19 protein-coding genes and 1 other RNA gene are annotated in these 18,895 nt (G+C 69.0%); 12 read left to right on the forward strand and 8 right to left on the reverse strand.

What is annotated here, in order from left to right:
- Position 1 precedes the first annotated feature (1 nt).
- Together AC5RVZ_RS14845 and AC5RVZ_RS14850 are read right to left on the reverse strand one after the other, a co-directional pair.
- Positions 2 to 1,774, reverse strand: coding sequence for a DUF4012 domain-containing protein (locus AC5RVZ_RS14845; RefSeq protein ID WP_494066539.1), 1,773 nt, complete (start codon positions 1,772 to 1,774; stop codon positions 2 to 4).
- Entirely contained in the window at positions 1,771 to 2,502 is a 732-nt protein-coding gene (locus AC5RVZ_RS14850) for an LAVTG motif-containing sortase-dependent surface protein (RefSeq protein ID WP_494066540.1), read from the reverse strand. Before AC5RVZ_RS14850 ends, AC5RVZ_RS14845 begins: the two co-directional genes overlap by 4 nt.
- A 115-nt stretch (positions 2,503 to 2,617) precedes the next feature.
- Here AC5RVZ_RS14850 and rnpB point away from each other — a divergent pair.
- Positions 2,618 to 2,985: RNase P RNA component class A (rnpB, locus tag AC5RVZ_RS14855), an RNA gene on the forward strand.
- Positions 2,986 to 2,990: 5 nt separating this feature from the next.
- On the opposite strand, the gene ppgK is transcribed toward rnpB, so the two are convergent.
- Entirely contained in the window at positions 2,991 to 3,755 is a 765-nt protein-coding gene (gene ppgK / locus AC5RVZ_RS14860; RefSeq protein WP_494066541.1) for a polyphosphate--glucose phosphotransferase, read from the reverse strand.
- Between the two features lie 95 nt (positions 3,756 to 3,850).
- Between ppgK and AC5RVZ_RS14865 the strand changes: the two genes are divergently transcribed.
- From AC5RVZ_RS14865 to AC5RVZ_RS14890, 6 genes are all read left to right on the forward strand, one after another.
- Positions 3,851 to 4,072, forward strand: coding sequence for an SPOR domain-containing protein (locus AC5RVZ_RS14865; RefSeq protein WP_494066542.1), 222 nt, complete (start codon positions 3,851 to 3,853; stop codon positions 4,070 to 4,072).
- A gap of 50 nt (positions 4,073 to 4,122) precedes the next feature.
- A complete protein-coding gene (gene glnA, locus AC5RVZ_RS14870) occupies positions 4,123 to 5,460 on the forward strand; it encodes a type I glutamate--ammonia ligase (RefSeq protein WP_494066543.1) in 1,338 nt (445 codons plus the stop codon).
- 9 nt (positions 5,461 to 5,469) lie between these two features.
- Positions 5,470 to 8,469: a bifunctional [glutamine synthetase] adenylyltransferase/[glutamine synthetase]-adenylyl-L-tyrosine phosphorylase gene (locus AC5RVZ_RS14875; RefSeq protein WP_494066544.1), complete on the forward strand. Its 3,000-nt coding sequence runs from the start codon at positions 5,470 to 5,472 to the stop codon at positions 8,467 to 8,469.
- A 57-nt stretch (positions 8,470 to 8,526) separates the two neighbouring features.
- Entirely contained in the window at positions 8,527 to 8,859 is a 333-nt protein-coding gene (locus tag AC5RVZ_RS14880) for a hypothetical protein (protein ID WP_494066545.1), read from the forward strand.
- Between the two features lie 47 nt (positions 8,860 to 8,906).
- On the forward strand, positions 8,907 to 9,104 hold the full coding sequence (locus AC5RVZ_RS14885) for a hypothetical protein (protein ID WP_494066546.1): 198 nt from the start codon (positions 8,907 to 8,909) through the stop codon (positions 9,102 to 9,104).
- Between the two features lie 101 nt (positions 9,105 to 9,205).
- A complete protein-coding gene (locus AC5RVZ_RS14890; protein ID WP_494066547.1) occupies positions 9,206 to 9,478 on the forward strand; it encodes a SemiSWEET family sugar transporter in 273 nt (90 codons plus the stop codon).
- Between the two features lie 86 nt (positions 9,479 to 9,564).
- On the opposite strand, the gene AC5RVZ_RS14895 is transcribed toward AC5RVZ_RS14890, so the two are convergent.
- Positions 9,565 to 10,218, reverse strand: a complete 654-nt coding sequence (locus AC5RVZ_RS14895; protein ID WP_494066548.1) for a TetR/AcrR family transcriptional regulator — start codon at positions 10,216 to 10,218, stop codon at positions 9,565 to 9,567.
- Positions 10,219 to 10,319: 101 nt separating this feature from the next.
- Between AC5RVZ_RS14895 and AC5RVZ_RS14900 the strand changes: the two genes are divergently transcribed.
- From AC5RVZ_RS14900 to AC5RVZ_RS14915, 4 genes are all read left to right on the forward strand, one after another.
- The gene (locus AC5RVZ_RS14900) at positions 10,320 to 10,793 is read left to right on the forward strand and encodes a GNAT family N-acetyltransferase (protein ID WP_494066549.1); all 474 of its coding nucleotides are present in this window, start codon (positions 10,320 to 10,322) and stop codon (positions 10,791 to 10,793) included.
- Between the two features lie 17 nt (positions 10,794 to 10,810).
- On the forward strand, positions 10,811 to 11,563 hold the full coding sequence (locus AC5RVZ_RS14905; protein ID WP_494066550.1) for an ABC transporter ATP-binding protein: 753 nt from the start codon (positions 10,811 to 10,813) through the stop codon (positions 11,561 to 11,563).
- Positions 11,560 to 14,073 (forward strand): FtsX-like permease family protein, encoded by a 2,514-nt coding sequence (locus AC5RVZ_RS14910; RefSeq protein ID WP_494066551.1) that lies wholly within the window; start codon positions 11,560 to 11,562, stop codon positions 14,071 to 14,073. Before AC5RVZ_RS14905 ends, AC5RVZ_RS14910 begins: the two co-directional genes overlap by 4 nt.
- A gap of 106 nt (positions 14,074 to 14,179) precedes the next feature.
- Complete coding sequence (locus tag AC5RVZ_RS14915; protein ID WP_494066552.1) at positions 14,180 to 14,482, forward strand: hypothetical protein; 303 nt, start codon at positions 14,180 to 14,182, stop codon at positions 14,480 to 14,482.
- Between the two features lie 10 nt (positions 14,483 to 14,492).
- Here AC5RVZ_RS14915 and AC5RVZ_RS14920 read toward each other — a convergent pair whose 3' ends face one another.
- The 4 genes from AC5RVZ_RS14920 to glnA (AC5RVZ_RS14935) form a co-directional block, all read right to left on the reverse strand.
- On the reverse strand, positions 14,493 to 15,242 hold the full coding sequence (locus tag AC5RVZ_RS14920) for an EAL domain-containing protein (protein WP_494066553.1): 750 nt from the start codon (positions 15,240 to 15,242) through the stop codon (positions 14,493 to 14,495).
- 186 nt (positions 15,243 to 15,428) lie between these two features.
- On the reverse strand, positions 15,429 to 15,854 hold the full coding sequence (locus AC5RVZ_RS14925) for a VOC family protein (protein WP_494066554.1): 426 nt from the start codon (positions 15,852 to 15,854) through the stop codon (positions 15,429 to 15,431).
- 75 nt (positions 15,855 to 15,929) lie between these two features.
- Positions 15,930 to 16,283, reverse strand: a complete 354-nt coding sequence (locus AC5RVZ_RS14930) for a YciI family protein (RefSeq protein ID WP_494066555.1) — start codon at positions 16,281 to 16,283, stop codon at positions 15,930 to 15,932.
- A 646-nt stretch (positions 16,284 to 16,929) separates the two neighbouring features.
- Positions 16,930 to 18,354, reverse strand: a complete 1,425-nt coding sequence (gene glnA, locus AC5RVZ_RS14935) for a type I glutamate--ammonia ligase (RefSeq protein WP_494066556.1) — start codon at positions 18,352 to 18,354, stop codon at positions 16,930 to 16,932.
- Between the two features lie 132 nt (positions 18,355 to 18,486).
- Here glnA (AC5RVZ_RS14935) and AC5RVZ_RS14940 point away from each other — a divergent pair, with 132 nt between their 5' ends.
- Positions 18,487 to 18,879 (forward strand): RDD family protein, encoded by a 393-nt coding sequence (locus AC5RVZ_RS14940; RefSeq protein WP_494066557.1) that lies wholly within the window; start codon positions 18,487 to 18,489, stop codon positions 18,877 to 18,879.
- Positions 18,880 to 18,895: the final 16 nt, after the last annotated feature.

The following is an 18,895-nucleotide window of genomic DNA, read 5'->3' on the forward strand; positions in this document are numbered from 1 at the left end:
GTCACGAGCAGGCGAGCGGCGCCTCGGCGATCTCCGGCGTCTCCAGGAGCGGCGTGTGCAGGATGACAGGCGCAAGCTCCCGGGCCTGCGCGGACACGAACCGGAAGTCCACGGTCGTGGACTCCCCGGGCTTCAGGCCCACGGCGGTCGCCGCCACCGGGAATCCGGCGTCCTCGGCATCCGCCGCCGGCACCGGCTGACCTTGGACCGAGACGCCGCCGAAGAAGCTGCCCCGAGGTGCCGAGACCGCGACATTGGTGGAGATGTCGCCCGCCTTGGTCCCGTAGAACCCGCCGCCGGTCATGTCCCACGGGAGAGCCGACAGGGCATCCGCGGGCGCGAGGCTGGTCAGCGTCACCGACACGACCACATCGCGGTGTCCGTCGGCGCGGCACTGGGCGACGCCCCAGTGGATGCCCACGTCGAGGAAGCTGTCCATCTTCGCGCCGGTCGCGTCGTTCAGGTAGACCGCGAAGGCGTCCTCGCCTGCCTGCTGCTGCCGGGCGGCGGGGCCGGCGAGCGCGGTGCGATCGATGATCGCCTGCTCGGCCGGATGCGCGCTCCACAGCGACACGCGTCCCTCCGCGACCGGCTCGGCGAGGGCGCCGGCGAGCGCGATGAGGTCGGCGTCCGGCGACATCAGCCGTGAGAAGACCGCGGCCGTCGTCTCCTGGAACAGCGTCGTCTGCGCGTTCCGATCGAGAGCCATGTAGGGAGCGACCAGGAGCGATGCGACCAGGTTGTCGGCCGAGAGCTCCTGCCCACCGGCGTGGATGGCGCCGGACGCACTCAGCAGCGCCCGCAGCACCAGCGGATCCACCGAGAGGACGGCATCCGGCGCGGTGCCGGTCGCTGAACGCCACCACTCGGACAGCAGCTGCCCGGTGAGGCCGAAGTCGGCGGCCGTCGAGGCGTTCTGCACGAACCGCGCGACGCCGTCGCCGTAGATGGTGGCTGTCGAGGCGGGCACCGGGATCACATCGGTGTCGCGCCGCGTGAACCGCGTGGAATCCGCCTGGGCTGTGAGGGAGAGCCGCCCGCCGTCGGCGCGCACCTCCACGAACGAGCCGGTGATGCCGCCGCCGGTGCGCAGCTCGGCGTTGTTCTGCAGCGCGACGAGGATCGTCCGCGGGCCGCCGGTTCCGAGCAGCGGCGGCAGAAGGGCCGCCGTGTCGTCGATCGCTGCCAGGGTCGGGCTCAGCTGCGCCACGACATCGGACAGCTGCTCGGTGCCCTCCCGCACCGGACCGATCAGATCGTCCGGTTCGATCGCGCCCAGCTGCCGGGCGGCGCCGTCCACGACGGCCCGCGCCCGCGCAAGAGGTTCCTGCAGCGACGCGACCGCCTCGAGATCGATGGCTCCGTCGGCTGTGCGGGCGCCCGATGAGAAGGTCTCGCCGGCCGCCACGAGCGGTCCGATGGCGTCCCTCACGACGGCGTCCGACTGAGCGGCCACGACGCGCACCGCGGCCAGGTTGGCCCCGATGGCAGGGATCGCCTCCGACAGCCGCCACACCGGGTCACCCGTCAGATCGGCAGCCCGACGTGCGTGCGCGCCGACCTCGTCGATCGCGGCGGCGGCAGCGGCGACGTCGCGGTCGGCCACCGCCTGACGCAGGGGACCCGTCAGCTCAGCCGCGGCGTCCAGTTCGTTCTTCGCCATCCATCCGCGCACACCGACCCACGCCACCACGGCGAGGACGGCGACGACCAGGCCGAGGACGACGGCGATGCCGGCACGACGCCACCGGCGCGCCGCGGCCACCGCCGTCACCGCGCCGGGCGACGGCGCCGGACGAGCACGACGATGCCGCCGACGGCGATCAGCGCCAGGCCCGCGCCGGCCGCGGCCAGCGGAAGAGCACCGCCGGTGACGGCGAGGCCGGAGCCGATCCCCGCCGCAGCTCCGGACACCTTCGGGCCGGCGCAGGCCGCGGAGGCCGGCGGATACGACAGCGGCACCGACAGCTCGCTACCGGCCTTCACCGTGGCCGTGATGGCACCGCGCGTCCACGCGAAGTTGCCGTCGGTCGGAAGCCACTGGCCGTCCTGCCCCGCGTACCCCGGCCACCCGGTCGCGGCGCCCGCGGCGTCCACCGCGGCGCCGGGCCACAGGACGCGTCCCGAGAGCCGATCGTCCACGAGCGTGCCGAGAGGGATCTCGACGGTGTTCGCGCCCCGGGACAGCACGAGCGTGGCGGCGTCCGTGGTGGCCGTCCCCGACGGATCGGTCCGGATCACGTCATAGCGGATCCATGGCACATCACCCACGCACTCCGCAGCGACGACGGAGCCGGCGAGCGTCTCCGAACTCGGCGGCGGTGGCGGATAGTCGTTTCCCGCGTGTGCGGCAGGCGCTCCCAGCGCCAGCGCCGCCCCGACAGCGATCACAGACAGAATCTTGCGCAGCACGATCAGCCTCCCCAATGGCTGTGCACGTCCGCCCATGAGCATGGACGGATCGAACGTTCCCCAGTCGCGTCCGCCTCCCCAGGCGGACACACTCGCATCCCCATGCGAGCTCTCACAGCGTAGTGCATGGTGGGGACGTGCGCGAGGGGGGCGCCGCGGGACGCAGGACGCCGCGGGTGAGGCCGCGTAGAATCAAGGGCGCGAATGGGTCGGCTGGACGGTCGCGTCGCGGACGGGTGATCCCGCACCGCGCCGAGGAACGTCCGGGCTCCACAGGGCAGGGCGGTGGGTAACACCCACCCGGAGCGATCCGCGAGACAGTGCCACAGAGAGCAGACCGCCGGGGCGACCCGGTAAGGGTGAAAGGGTGGTGTAAGAGACCACCGGGGTCGTGGTGACATGACCCGCACGGCAAACCTCGCCCGGAGCAAGGCCAGACAGGGGATGACGACGCGGCCCGCCGAGTCCCCGGGTAGGCCGCTGGAGCGGCACGGCAACGTGTCGCCGAGAGAGATGACCGTCCACGGGGCTCGCGCCCCCGGACAGAACCCGGCGTACAGGCCGGCCCATTCGCCCCGTCAGCCGAGCGCGAGCGCTGCCGCTCCGATGATCCCGGCGTTGTTGCGATGCACCGCCGGCACGATCGGCGTTCTCAGCTCCAGCAGATGCAGGAACTGGTCGGCGTGCTTGGACACGCCGCCGCCGACGACGAACAGGTCGGGACTGAAGAGGAACTCGATGTGGCTGTAGTACCACTGCAGCCGCTTGGCCCACTTCTCCCACGTGAGCTCGTCGCGCTCCATGGCGGAGTAGGCCGCGTAAGCCTCGGCATCCTTGCCGTGCTTGGCCCGCTGCACGTGTCCGAGCTCGGAGTTGGGGATGAGCACGCCGTTGTACAGCAGAGCCGAGCCGATGCCCGTTCCGAGCGTGGTGAGGATCGTCAGGCCGGGCTGGTCCCTCGCTGCGCCGAAGCGGACCTCGGCGACGCCGGCGACGTCGGCGTCGTTGGCGAAGTGGATGTCGCGGCCCAGGCCCTTCTCGAAGAACTTCTCCGCCTCGAAGCCGATCCACTCATCCGACACGTTCGCGGCCGACAGCGTCTTGCCGTTCTTGACGATGGCCGGGAACGCCACCCCCAGGGGGACCGTGGCGTCATCTGCGACGCCCAGTGTCTCCAGCACCTCCCGCACGGCCGCGAGGACGTCCGGCGGATGGGCGCCGGGAGGAGTGGCGACCTTGACGCGGTCGCTGGCGAGCTCGCCGCGATCGAGATCGACGATCCCCGCTTTGATGCCCGTGCCGCCGATGTCCACGCCGACGGCGCGTGTCGTGCCTGATGCCATGGCCACAGCCTATCGACGAGCCGACCGCCCCTTCGGCGCGGCCCGTCACTAGGATCGACCGCACGGCCAGGCCCATACGCGATCGAGGAGCTGCGATGACCGGCGACAGCGAGAAGTACTGGTACAACCTCAAGACCGGAGCGGTCGAGAAGGGCTACGAATCGCCCGCGATCGATCGTGCAGGCCCGTTCGACACGGCGGAAGAGGCGGCGCGGGCACCCGAGATCCTCCGCGAGCGCTCGCGTGCCTGGGCCGAGGAAGAAGCGCGCGACGACGCCTGGGGCGACGTGTCCGGCAGGCCCGGCGCCGACCAGTAGTCTGGCTTCGACGCGCGGTTCGCCGCGGATCGGGGACCGGAGAGGATCGGATGGACAAGCAGCGGGACTTCGTTCTGAGGACGATCGAAGAGCGAGGCGTGAAGTTCGTGCGGCTGTGGTTCACGGACGTCATCGGCACCCTCAAATCGGTCGCGATCGCGCCGGCCGAGGTCGAGGGCGCCTTCAGCGAGGGACTCGGGTTCGACGGCTCGGCCATCGAGGGTCTGACCCGCTCGTACGAGTCCGATCTCCTCGCCCATCCGGACCCGACCACCTTCCAGATCCTGCCCTGGCGGGGCGAGATCGATCCGACGGCACGCATGTTCTGCGACGTCACCACGCCCGACGGACAGCCCGCCGTCGCCGATCCCCGCCATGTGCTCAAGCGGACGCTCGCCAAAGCGGCCGACGCGGGATTCACGTTCTACACGCATCCTGAGATCGAGTTCTACCTTCTGAAGTCCTCGTCCTTCGGCGCGGACGGCCCCGAACCGGTCGACTCGGCGGGCTACTTCGACAACGTGCCCGGCGGCACCGCCCACGACTTCCGCCGGCGCTCGGTGCGCATGCTCGAGGACCTCGGCATCTCGGTCGAGTTCAGCCACCACGAGGGCGGCCCGGGCCAGAACGAGATCGACCTGCGCTACGCGGACGCCCTCACCACCGCGGACAACATCATGACGTTCCGCACGGTCATCAAGGAGGTGGCGATCGAGCAGGGCGTCTACGCGACCTTCATGCCCAAGCCCCTCACGGGCAAGCCCGGCAGCGGGATGCACACGCACATGTCGCTGTTCGAAGGCGACGTCAACGCCTTCTACGAGGAGGGCGCGCAGTACCAGCTGTCGAAGGTCGGCAGGCAGTTCATCGCCGGTCTGCTGCGCCACGCGAACGAGATCTCCGCCGTGACGAACCAGTTCGTCAACTCGTACAAGCGCCTGTGGGGCGGGGACGAGGCACCGAGCTTCATCTGCTGGGGCCACAACAACCGCTCGGCGCTGGTGCGCGTGCCGCTGTACAAGCCGAACAAGGGGCAGTCCTCCCGCGTGGAGTACCGCGCCCTCGATTCCGCGGCCAACCCGTACCTCGCGTTCGCCCTCATGCTGGCGGCGGGCCTGAAGGGCATCGAGAACGAGTACGAGCTTCCCGCCGAAGCCGAGGACAACGTGTGGTCGTTGACGGATGCCGAGCGCCGTGCCCTCGGCTACGCGCCGCTGCCGGCGAGCCTGGACCATGCGCTGGAGTACATGGAGGAGTCCGAACTCGTCGCCGAGACGCTGGGCGAGCAGGTCTTCAACTACGTGCTGCTGAACAAGCGTCGCGAGTGGCAGGAGTACCGCTCGCAGGTGACGCCGTTCGAGCTCAAGAGCAACCTCGAGATGCTCTGACCCTCGGGCATGTCCGCAAGCGAGCGATCCGGTACCCTCACCGCCCTCGCGCGGCTCGGCTTCGGACGCCTCAGCGAAGCTGAGGCGCTCCTGACGGAGCTCGAGGGGGAGGGTGTGCCGCGGGATGCCGTGGTCGAGGGCGCGTCGTTCGCCGCGGATCCCGACGAGGCACTGAGCGCGCTGGCGCGCCTGGCCCGCCGCGATGTCGCCGCGGTGCGCGCCGCGGCCGGCGACACCCGGTCGTGGCGAGCCGTCTGGGCGCTGCTGGGGGCATCGTCAGGGTTCGGCGACTTCTTCTTCCGGCATCCCGAGGAGCTGGCGTTCCTGACCGACGCCGGGACGGCGCTGCCGTCCGCAGGGGAGCTGCGCGACGCGCTCCTGAACGCCGTGGGCGCCGGCGACGACGGGTTCGCCGCGGACGCGTCCGAGGCCGCGTGGGTCGCGCTGCGCATCCGCTACCGGCGGATGCTCGCGCGCATCGCCGCGTACGACCTGCTCAGCCCCGCCCCGGTGGACGAGGTCGCCGCTGTCACGGCGAGTCTCGCCGACGCTGCCGGCGCCGCGCTGGAGGCATCCCTCGCCGTCGCCCGGACGCGGGTGTCGAGCGGTGTCGCGGGGGCGGGGCTGTTCCCTCGCGGGGATGTCGCCCGGACACGCCTGGCCGTGATCGGCATGGGCAAGACCGGCGCCCGCGAGCTGAACTACGTCAGCGATGTCGACGTGATCTTCGTGGCAGGCGACGGCGGCGCCGGTGATGCCCTGGGAGAGGATCGGGTGATCGACATCGCCACGCGGCTGGCGGTGCAGACCATGCGAGGCATCTCGGGTGTCGAGATCGAGCCACCGCTGTGGGAAGTGGACGCCAACCTCCGTCCTGAGGGCAAGCAGGGCGCCCTGGTGCGCACACTCGACTCGCATCTGGCCTATTACGACCGCTGGGCCAAGAGCTGGGAGTTCCAGGCGCTGCTGAAAGCGCGTCCCATCGCGGGCGACCCCGAGCTCGGGGACGCGTACGTGGCCGCCGTGCAGCCGAAGATCTGGACGAGTGCCGCGCGCGAGAACTTCGTCGACAGCGTCCAGCGCATGCGCGAGCGGGTCACCGAGCACATCCCCGCGGCCGACGTGCCGTACCAGATCAAGCTCGGTCCGGGGGGCATCCGCGACATCGAGTTCACGGTGCAGCTGCTGCAGCTGGTCCACGGACTCTCCGACGATCGCATCCGCCAGCGGAGCACCCTCGAGGCGCTCGAGGCGCTCGTCGCCGAGGGGTACATCGGGCGCTCGGAGGCGTCGGTGTTCGCACGCGACTACCGCGTGCTGCGGCTGCTCGAGCACCGGGCGCAGCTGCGCCAGCTCCGGCGAACCCACCTGATGCCGGCGCGTCCGGAGGAGCTGCGCGTGCTGGCGCGCGCGACCGGACTGGCCGACACCGGCGATGCGGTGTGGTCGCTGTGGGAGTCGGTCAAGCGCGAAGTCCGCGACATCCACGTGCGGCTGTTCTACCGCCCGCTGCTCTCGGCGGTGGCCGCCCTTCCCGCCGATGAGCGCCAGCTCTCGCCCGAGCAGGCCCATGACCGACTGGCCGCGATCGGCTTCATCGATCCCGCCGGAGCGCTGCGGCACATCGGGGCCCTGACGAGCGGGGTCAGCCGCAAGGCGACGATCCAGCGTCACCTCATGCCGGTCATGATCCGCTGGTTCGCCGACGGCGTCGATCCCGACTACGGGCTCCTGGCCTTCCGTCGGCTGAGCGAGCGCCTCGGCGACACTCACTGGTTCCTCCGGATGCTGCGCGACTCGTCCGCCGCCGCCGAGAGCCTCTCGCGCGTCCTCTCGGGCTCGCGGTACGTCGGCGAGCTCATGGAGTGGATCCCGGAATCCGCGGCGTGGCTCGACGACGCCGAGCTGCTGCGTCCACGCGCGAAGACGGCGCTCCAGGAGGAGGCCCGCGCGATCCAGACCCGGCACGACACCATCGACGATGCGATGCGCTCGGTGCGGGCGCTGCGACGCCGCGAGCAGCTTCGGATCGCGATGGCGGCGATCCTCGGAGCCGTGACGATCGACGAGATCGCGCACGCGCTCACCGACATCACCGAGGTGACCATCCAGGCGACGCTGCGCGCGGTGAGGCGGGAGATCGTCCCGCCGGAGGACGACGAGCTGGACTTCTCCGTGATCGCGATGGGCCGGTTCGGCGGAGCCGAGCTGGGCTTCGGATCGGATGCCGACGTGATGTACGTGTACCGGCCGAACGGCGTGGACCCCGAGCGCGCGCACCAGCTCGCCCTGAAACTGGTCTCGGCGCTGCGGACGTATTCGGAGGACCACCGGGTCCCCCTCGAGCTGGATCCGGGGCTGCGCCCCGAGGGGCGCAACGGCCCGCTCGCACGGTCTCTGGACGCCTACGCCGAGTACTACCGACGGTGGTCGCTGACGTGGGAGGCGCAAGCGCTCCTGCGGGCCCGCGGCATCGCAGGCAGCGCCAAGCTCATCGCGGCCTTCACCGAGCTCGCCGATCAGGTGCGGTATCCCGCATCCGTCGAACCCAACGCTGTGCGCGAGATTAAGCGCATCAAGGCGCGGGTCGAGAGCGAGCGACTGCCGCAGGGCGCCGATCCGCTGCGTCACCTGAAGCTCGGTCCCGGCTCGCTCAGCGATGTCGAGTGGCTCGTGCAGCTGCTGCAGCTGCAGCACGCGCACGCCGTACCGGGCCTGCGCACCACCTCGACCCTCGGGGCGCTGACCGCCGCAGTGGAGGCCGGCCTCATCGAGGCGGAGGCCGCCGAGCGGCTGGCCGAGGCCTGGCGGCTGGCAAGTCGCCTGCGCTCGGCGAATACTCTGCTGTCCGGGCAGACCAGCGACATCCTTCCGGTGGATCGCAAGAAGCTCGACGGCATCGGGCGTCTTCTCGATTATCCGCCGCGTTCGGCGACGCGCGTCGAAGAGGACTATCTGGGCGCGACCCGTCGTGCGCGCCGTGTGTTCGAACGGCTGTTCTATGGATAGGGTGGTCGGTCGCGCTTGACGTAGAATATCTCTACGGCCGGAGAGAGGATCCGGCGCATGCACGATCAGCCCGACTGGCACCCCATCATGGCCGCCGTCGAAGGCCCGACGGGCGTGTGGCGGATGGTGGCGCCGGATGGAGTGCAGTACGGCACCGTGGAGCTACGCCGGGTGATGCACGGCGCCGACGTCCGGTACAAGGCGGTCTGGCGGGGCGACGTCATCGGCTGGGCGACGACGCTGCGCGAGGCGTGCTTCCGCGTGCACATGGCCTACGTCTCCGCACACGGACCGAGCGGCGCGCCCATGGCCGACTGGGGAGGCGCCGGGTGGCGCACCCAGCACCGGGGCGCTTCCGCTCCGCCGCGGCCGCGCGGACGTCCTCCGTAGCGGATGCCGCGGCACGGTCGGCCCGGACGAGCACGTACGCTCGACCTATGGATGGCGCCGACCTGTACACCGCCCAGTTCGACGAGGTCGCCGCGGGCGGGCAGCGCCGATTCACCCGCGGGCTGGAGCTGCGCGATCGGGAGCCCGACGGCTCCATCCCCACCGAGGCCTGGTTCCACGGCGAGGAGTTCCGGCTGGACGTCGAGAACGACGATGGCGTGAGCATCTATGTCAGGCGACTCTGATCGGTTCCCCCCGAGTGATGGCACGCTCTGTGTAGCGTTGCGTCTGTCCGCGCAGCGCTCCTACACCCGGTAGCGCGGGTACGCGCAAGGAGGCCGGGTACATGCCTGATCTGGTTGTAGGAGTGGCGGCATCGACGTGGGGCGTGGTGATGGCGCTGGCGCCTGTGCTGCAGATCATCCGGATGCTGAAGCGTCGGTCGGGCGACGACATCTCGCTCGGTTACTTCGGCCTGCTTGTTCCCGGCTTCATCCTGTGGGCGGCATACGGTCTCATCACTGGCGATCTGTTCGTGGCGGTACCGAACCTCGTGGCCACCGTCACGGCGCTGTGCGTCATCGTGTTGACGGTGTGGATGCGCCGACCCGAGCAGTAGCGCGTACGACGCCGCGATGGCGTGCAGCAGGATGACCGGGTTCCAGCGTTCGAGCACGGCGCGAGGTCACCGAGCGAGGGGCGGAGTCACGCCGAACGGCCGGCGCGCGTCATGGCATCCGCGAACCCGTCGAGAAGGAGTTCGAGGCCGTACTCGAACTCGGCGGCATCATCCTGCGCGAACAGGATGGGGCTGACCTCCGTGACGAGCGGAAGAAGCTTCGCGGTCGTGGGCGTGTCGATGTTGTCCTGGCTATCGGAGGTGATGGCGCGCGCTTCAGGCGAGAAGTATCCGCCGAGTTCGATGTCGATGGTGCCGAGCGAGTAGGCGGCGAGAGCGCGGTAGCAGCGTGCGGTGCTGAGCTGGTCGAAGCCGGCGCGGCGGAAGCTGCGGAAACCCGCTTCGACGAAAGCCAGCGCGTCGGGGGTGTGGGGTGGGAAGCGGTTGATAAGCCGTGAGGCGTTCGGGTGGCGCATTGCGACGTGCCGCACCGACGTCATGATGTAGCGCATGGCGTCGCGCCAATGCACATCCTCGGGCGGAGTGTCCACCTCCGCCATCAGCAGCTGGGCGACTCCGTCCAGCAGGGCCTCCCGGTCGGGGAAGTACGTGTAGAGCCCCATCGGCGACGAGCCGAGATGCTGTGCCAGCTTCCGCATGGTCAGCGCATCGATGCCCTCCGCGTCGATGACGGCCAGTGCCGCTTGCGCGATGGCTCGCTGTGAGAGCTTTTCTGCCATTGTCTGCCTCCTGCTTGACAGCGTACACCGTACGTTGCATGATGTACATCGCTAGCGTACAGCGTACGCCCTACACGAGACGCTGTAAGGAGAGGGTCAACATGGTGGAGATCAGGGAAGCTTCCCCCGCCGACGCCGAGGTGCTCGACGACATGGTGCGGGAGCTCGCAGCGCACGAGAACTCGCTCGAGCACGTGCACGTCGACGCTGGAAGGTGGCGGCATCTTCTCGCGCGGCCGGACGTGACCGTGCTGATCGCGGAGTCCGATGGGGCCGCGATCGGGTTCACATCGACGGTTCGGCGCCTGCACCTGTGGAGCGGGGGCGACCTGCTGGCGTTGGACGACCTCTACGTCCGCCCCGAGCACCGCGACAAGGGAGTCGGCGGCGCGCTGATGTCGGCTGTCGCCCGGCTCGCTGCTCGCGATGACATCTCCGTCATCTGGGGAGTGCGCTTGGACAACCACTCCGGGCAGCGGTTCTACGCCCGCCTCGGCGCCACCCTCAACACCAAGATGACCGCCAGCTGGACGCCCGACCGGTACCGCCGTCATCTCGCCACGACCGCCCACTGATCAGGAACAGCGAAGCCATGACATTCCCGCACGCCATCGAGGCCATCGACCTCGTCAAGACTTACGGCACGGGACCCGCCGCGGTCCGAGCCCTCGACCATGCGTCCCTCAGCGTCGGCCGCGGTCGCTTCACTGCCATCATGGGCCCGTCCGGCTCCGGCAAATCCACCCTCATGCATGCCATGGCGGGGCTCGACACCGTCGACGCGGGCAGCATCCGGCTCGGCGACCTGGAACTGGTCGGGCTGAGCGAGAAGAAGCGGACGCTGCTGCGCCGCACGCGCATCGGCTTCATCTTCCAGTCGTACAACCTCGTGCCCGCTCTCACCGCTAAGGAGAACATCGAGCTGCCCTTGCGGCTGGCCGGGAAGAAAGCCGACAGCGATTGGATGCTCGAACTGGCAGCGACCCTCGGGATCGCCGACCGGCTGACCCACCGCCCCGCTGAGCTCTCCGGCGGACAGCAGCAGCGCGTCGCGGTCGCCCGCGCACTCGCCGCCAGACCCGAAGTCGTCTTCGCCGATGAGCCGACGGGTGCGCTGGACTCCCGCGCCGGCAAGGCACTGCTGGAGTTCCTGCGCCGCGCCGCGCACGACCTGGGGCAGACCATCGTCATGGTCACCCACGACCCAGCCGCCGCCGGGTACGCCGACAGGGTGGACTTCCTCTCCGACGGTCGGGTCGTCGACGGATTCGACAACCCTACGGCCGCGTCGGTGCTCGACCGGATGGCGCGGTTCGACGTCGAGCGCGACGAGGTGCCGGCATGATCCGTTTCGCCTTCGCGCAGGTACTCGCCCACCGTGTCCGGCTCGCGCTGACCGTCGTCGCCGTGATGCTGGGTGTCTCCTTCGTCTCCGGCAGCCTCGTGCTCAGCGACACCGCTCAACGGCTGTTCGACGACCAGTTCGCCACCGCCACCGCCGGCACCGACGTGACCGTCCGCACGGCAACCGCCTTCGACTCCGGCATGGGCGTCGAGGTCGAACGCGACCCGATGCCGGCCAGCGTCCTCGCCGACGTCAGCGCACTCGACGACGTCACCACGGCGGTGCCCGTCGCCGAGGGAGCCGCCCGGCTGCAGCACCAGGGAACCGACCTCGGCAGCGTGCAGCTGACCACCTGGGTCGACGAGCCCATCGGGTCCTACCCGCTCCTCGAGGGCGACGCACCGGACGGTGTCGGCGACGTCGTCATCGACAAGGCCGCCGCGAACACGCTCGGTCTGAGCATCGGCGACTCCATCACCCTTGCGGGGGCAGAGAAGGCAGAGGTGCGCATCGTCGGGCTGGCAGGGTTCGGTGACAGCGACGGGCCGCCGGTGGGGTCGGTCGCGCTCACCACGCTGCCCACCGCCCAGCAGGTTCTGGCGGTGGGGGACGGGCTCAGTGAGATCCTCGTCACCTCGGACCTTCCCGTCGGTGAGCTGCAGAGCCTGCTGGCGGACGAGCTGGGCTCGGACATCCAGGTCGCCACCGCCCAGGACCTCGCCGCCGCCGGCGCCGAACAGGCGGCCTCCAACCTGGAGATGCTGCAGGTCATCCTGGTCGCCATGAGCGTGGCCGCACTCGTCATCGGCGCCTTCCTCATCGCCAACACCTTCAGCATCGTCATCTCCCAGCGCACCCGCGAGCTCGCCATCGTCCGCGCCGCCGGCGCGACCGGCAAGCAGGTGCTCACCTCCGTGCTTGTCGAGGCGCTCATCGTCGGAGTGGTCGCCTCCGCCGCGGGCGTCGCGGTCGGCATCGTCAGTACCTACGGGCTACGCACCCTCGCCCGCGCCTTCGACGTGAGCATCCCCGACGGGGACCTCGTGATCCTGCCTCGCACCATCGTCATAGCCGTGGCGGTGGGCGTGACGGTCACCGTAGTGGCCGCTGTCGGACCCGCCCGCCGGGCAGCTGCCGTCTCACCGCTGGCGGCGATGCGCGCCAGCGCTGCCGAAGCGCGCGGCATGGGACGCCCCCGGATCATCGCCGGAGTCGCCCTCCTGGCCGTCGGGGCAGCCGGTTCGGCGGCACCCACCTTGGGTGCCCCGATGCTGCTACTGGGTGCAGGGCTCGTGCTCGCACTCGTCGGTGTCGTGATGGTGGCACCGCTTGCGCTGCGCCCCGTGATCGCGCTGGTCGGACGCGCCGGGTCCCGGACGGTCCCCGGCCGGCTCGCGCGCGATGCCGCTTTGCGAGGGCCGCGCCGCACCTCCGCGACGGTCATGGCTCTGGCGTTCGGGCTCGCCCTGATGGCGTTCGTGTCCATCGTCGGAGACTCCGTGAAGACAGCGACCGGTGCGCAATACCGCGAAGTCATCTCCGCCGACGTCGTCGTCGAAAGCGCGGGCCAGGAGATGCTCGGCGGCGTGCATCCAGCTGTGTACGACGAGGTCGCGAAGGTCGCCGAAGTGGGCGAGGCGACGCGGCTGAGGTACGGGCACTGGAAGGACGGCAAGACGACCAGCGCGCTGACCGGCCTCGATCCCGATGCCATCTCCACGGTGGCTCGCATCCGGATGGTCGATGGGAGCATCACCGACCTCCACAACGGTGGCGTCGTCATCGCCGAACGGGTCGCCACCGACCGGAACCTCACCGTGGGGGACCAACTCCCGATGACGTTCGCGCGCACCGGCGAGCAGCAGCTCCCCATTGTCGGCATCATCGAAGACGGGCCCGCGCAAGCGCTGCAGACGGACTACTTCGTCTCCCTGGACACCTACGCCTCGCTCTTCGCGGAAGACATGGACGCGAGCATCTTCGTGCTCGCCGGTGACGACACCACCGCGGCGGAGCTCGCCACGGCGCTGCAGGCGGAGTTGCAGGACCACCCGACGGTGCAGGTGCGCGACCAGGCCGCCGTCATCGCCGGCCGCACGCAGACCGTGGACCAGATCTTCGGCCTGGTGACCGTCCTTCTCGCTTTCGCCATGGTCATCGCCGTGCTCGGCATCGCCAACACCCTCGCACTGTCGATCCTCGAACGCACCCGCGAGATCGGGCTGCTCCGCTCCATGGGAATGTCCCGCGGATCCGTCGCGCTGATGGTGCAGGCCGAGGCCGTCATCGTCGCTGTCGTTGCGGTCGTCACCGGTCTCGTGCTGGGAGGCGCCGCGAGCTTCGCGGCGGTCGGTGCGCTGTCCACCATCGCTCCGCTCGGCATCAGGATCCCTGTGGCGCAGCTGCTCGTCATCGCCGCGATCGTGGCGGCAGCGGGGCTGCTGGCCGGACTCGCTCCTTCCCGGCGTGCGGCCAAGCTCCCCGTCCTGGAGGCTCTCGCTCGTGCGTGAACGAACGCCACTGCACGTGCCCATCGCGGCGCAGTTCGTCGTGATGCTCGATACCGCCGTCCTCAAGGTGGCCCCGTGAGGTCCAAGCGAACCAGCGCTGCCACCCTTGACGAAGAACCGCCGCTACGAAGCTCACTACGACGGGCTCAACGACCAGCGCCGCGCCGACAGCACCGATCGCCCCGCCACACTCCCCGTGCAGGCGTACGGCCCTAACCCGATCGAATGGCCCGAGCGGCGGTCAACGGTGTGGGCCTGGGTGCAGTGGGCGAATCGGCCCGCCGAGCGCGTCCCAGCAGTAGCGAAGGGATGGAACGACCGGGTCGTGGTCGTCGAGTGGTACGGCCCGACCGGAGCACGCGAGATAGTGGTGTGGCGTAACGCGGTGACCCGGCGGAACATTATCTAGTGAACCTCCGTCAGTTGCCGGCCAGCAGTTCGGTCATCTGTTCTCGTGGCATGGGGCGCCCGAGAAGGTAGCCCTGCGCGCGATCGCAGCCAAGGCGGGCGACCTTCTCAAGCTGGTCGGCCGTTTCGATTCCTTCGGCGACGACGTGGGCGCCAATGCGGTGGGCATAGGCAACCGCCTCGCCGATCATGCTCGATGCGGCGGAGGATGCGTCGTTCACGAGGCTCCGGTCGATCTTGAGCTCCGTGGCGTGTAGCTGCCTCAGCTGAGTCAGGGACGCCTGCCCGGCACCGAAGTCGTCCACCGCGATCCCGACACCGAACTCGCGGAGCCGGTCAAGGCGCGCAACAACCGACGCGACATGGTGAAGACGCCGCTGCTCCGTGATCTCGAGAGTCAGCTGGTGGGCGCCCCTCCGGATGCGCTGCAGCACCCCCACGAGCCAACTCACGAATGCCGAGCTTTCGAGTTGCGCGGGCGATACGTTCACCGAGACACCGACATTCCATGCCGCCATCGCCGCGACAGCCTCCGCAGCCATGAATCTGCCGATCTGGTCGATCGTGCCGTCCTGCTCTGCAAGCGGTATGAACTCGTTCGGAGCGACCCAACCCCACTCGACGTGATGCCAGCGGCACAGCGCCTCCGCTCCCACGATCCGGTTGGTCCGCAAGTCGATCTGAGGTTGAAACCACGCCGAGATCTCGCGGCGATTCACCGCATGTCTGAGCTCAACAGCCATGTCCGCTGTGCTGACCATGACACGCTCCGCCTGCTTCCCCCGAGAACCCGCACCGGCGATTGTGTCTGCCGCATGCGCTCGGCAACCCTCACATGCCGAAAGATCTCATGGCAAGGTCTTGACGAACGGCCGCGGCGGAGCCGCCGCTCGCGGCCGGCGTCCCGAGGATGCGGCGGGCGGTACAGCGACCGACGAGCTGGCGGATCATGCGCTGGTCCCGTCCTCGTCGTCGGAAGGAACTTCGTAGCCGATGAGCCAGCGGATTCCGTACTGGTCGACGACTTGCCCGTCGTACGCGCCCCAGGGTCGCTCCTGCAGTGCGTCGAGGACGGTACCGCCCTGGGAAAGCGCGTCGAACCATCGGGTGAGGGTTGCCCCGTCGGCGGTGCCGAGCAAGGCGATGCTTACGCCGCTCATCGACACTGGGTCCTGGTCCCCGGTGGTGTCGGTTGCGTACAGGCTGACGGGGCCGTAGAGAATGCCGTGGCCGATGGCGTCGGCGGGTCCGTCGGTGCGGCCCATCTCCGCAAGGGTGTGCAAGGTGAGATTGCCGCCGAAGATCTCGTGGTAAAAGCGGAGCGCTTGTGCGGCGTTGCCCGGGAACCAGAGGTAGAGCGTGGGGGCTGTCATGGTGTGGTCTCCTTCATGGTGTCGTTGTCGTCGTGTTCTGATTGCGATGAGCCGGAAGTGTCGATTTCCGCGCGATCAGGCCGTGGATCGGATCGTGCCGCCGCTGTGCACGGGCCGGACCTCGATGCCGCCACCAGTGAGAAGCGAAGGGTCCTTGCGGGCGAGGTCAAGGGCTTCATCGATGTCGGCGGCTTCGAGGACGTAGAAGCCGGCCACGACGTGGCCGTCCTTCCGGTACGGGCCGTCCGCGGCCTCCTCGGCGCGGAGAGTGCGGGCATACTGGCGCGGCATCAGAGCGTAGGCGAGGACCATACGCCCGGTGGCGACGAGCGAGTTGAAGTGGTCGTCGCATTCCTGGAGCTGCTGCTTCGTGGCGGTGGGCGCATGCAGAGAGTCTTCGGCGTGGATCAGGACGGCGAATTGTGGCATCGCGGTGCTCCTCGGTTGCTTGATCGGGTCGGAAGCGGCTCAGTCACTGTCCCCGCCTAAACGCCGGTTCGGTCCAACGCGGTGTACTCGGCCGGCCGATCCCCTTCCGCAGATGCCCCGCCATATCACCCCTCCCGTCGTTCGGCGGCTCTTCGCGGCCTTCACTTCGTTCTACGAACAGCTTCGTCCCGTTTCGACAGATAGGGCGAAATCAGTCGGGCACGGTTCGACAACCTGGCAGTACCCAACGCGATCGAGTGGCAGGGAGACGGCCAACGGCCTGGGCGTCGGTTCAGTGGAACAACCGCCCCGCTGAGCGGATGCCGGCGGTCGTCGAAGGGTGGAATGCCGGGTCGTCATCGTCGAGTGGTACGGCGCTGCGGGCTGCAGTAGAGACGGTTGTGTGGAGGAACGCTGTAACGCGTCGAACGTGAAGCAAATCAGCGCTTGTGCGAGGCAACCATCTGTCGGTGCACGAGTAGGGAAATGTCCTCGTCTCCGAACCGCAGCCGGTACCGTTTCCCATTCTTCGACCGGTGCCACTCGAGACGCGAAAGAGCCCGCCCCAGCAAGCGGCTGGAACGGGCTCTTTCTGAGATCCTGCGGACTATCCGCGGACTAACCCGCGAAGCTCCGCGGAATCACGTCACACTCCGAAGTACAGCTCGTACTCGAACGGGTGCGGGCGGGCGTTCAGCGGCTGGATCTCGTTCTCGATCTTGTACTCGATCCACGTCTCGATCAGCTCGGGCGTGAACACACCGCCGCGCAGCAGGAACTCGTGGTCGGCGCGGAGCGCCTCGAGCGAGTCCAGCAGCGAGTTGGGCACCTGCGGGATGTTCTTGGCCTCCTCGGGCGGCAGCTCGTACAGGTCCTTGTCGACCGGCTCGTGCGGCTCGATGCGGTTCTGGATGCCGTCGAGGCCCGCCATGAGCTGGGCGGCGAACGCGAGGTACGGGTTGCCCGAGGCGTCGGGGGCGCGGAATTCGATGCGCTTGGCCTTGGGGTTCGATCCGGTGATCGGGATCCGGATGGCCGCCGAGCGGTTGCCGGCCGAGTACACCAGGTTGACCGGCGCCTCGTAGCCCTTGACCAGACGCTTGTACGAGTTCAGCGTCGGGTTGGTGAACGCGAGAACGGCGGGGGCGTGCGCGAGCAGACCGCCGATGTACCAGCGGGCGGTGTCGGAGAGCTGGGCGTAGCCCTTCTCGTCGTAGAACAGCGGCTTGCCGTCCAGCCACAGCGACTGGTGGGTGTGCATCCCGGAGCCGTTGTCGCCGAACAGGGGCTTGGGCATGAACGTCGCCACCTTGCCCCACTCGAGGGCGGTGTTCTTGACGATGTACTTGAACTTCAGGATGTCGTCGGCGGCGTGGACCATGGTGTCGAAGCGGTAGTTGATCTCCGCCTGTCCGCCGGTGCCCACCTCGTGGTGCGCGCGCTCCAGGACCAGGCCCGCCTCGATCAGCTTCAGGCTGATGTCGTCACGCAGGTCGGCCTGCTTGTCGACGGGGGAGACGGGGAAGTAGCCGCCCTTGTACGGGGTCTTGTTGGCGAGGTTGCCGCCCTCCTCGACGCGGCCGGTGTTCCATGCGCCCTCGTCGGAGTCGACATGGTAGAAGCTGTGGTTCTGCTTCACGTCGTAGCGCACGTCGTCGAAGATGTAGAACTCCGCCTCGGGCGCGAAGAACGCCGTGTCGGCGATGCCGGTCGAAGCGAGATACTTCTCGGCCTTCTTGGCCACCTGGCGCGGGTCCTTGTGGTAGATCTCGCCCGTGCGCGGGTTGTAGATGTCGAAGACCATCACCAGCGTCTTGGCCTCGCGGAACGGGTCGAGGTAGGCCGTCGACACGTCCGGGATGAGCTGCATGTCCGACTCGTGGATGTTGGCGAACCCGCGGATCGAGGAGCCGTCGAACAGCTGACCGACGGTGAAGAACTCCTCATCGACCGTGGCTGCCGGAATGTTGAAGTGCTGCTGGACGCCAGGAAGGTCCGTGAAACGGATGTCGAGGAACTTGACGTCCTGGTCCTTGATGAAGGTCAGCACCTCGGATGAATCTTTGAACATTGAGGCTCCAGAGGTAGGGCATTCGGATCGCCCGCGCGCGGCGCGGACCCCATGCACGCTACCCACGGGCCATTGCCCGGCAGTGTCACCTATGTTTCCAGCGTGTTACAGCCGCCTGGATACGCTGGTGAGGTGACTCAGAGTGCTCAGAACTACCCCGGCGAGCGTCTGGGCCTGCCCCGCGAGGGTGCGGGCTCGATCGCGCGTCTGGGCCGGCGCGTCGGGGCGCTCTTCGTCGACTACGGCGCGGCCTACCTGATCTCGGGCTTCTTCGCGTGGGATCCCCTGGCGATCCTCGCCCTGTTCGCCGCCATCCAGCTGGTGTTCCTGCCCACCCTGCAGGGAAGTCCCGGCCACCGGCTGTTCGGCCTGAAGCTGGTGCGCCTGGACGGAGCGTGGGTGGGGCTGTGGCGGCCGATCGTCCGCACGGCGCTCCTGGTGGTCGTGATCCCGGCTGTGATCTGGGATCCCGATCAGCGGGGACTGCACGACAAGCTCGCCGGCACCGTCCTTCTGCGCGCGTAGGCTTCCGGCGGCCGCC

The organism is Arthrobacter sp. Cza30, assembly GCF_059090765.1.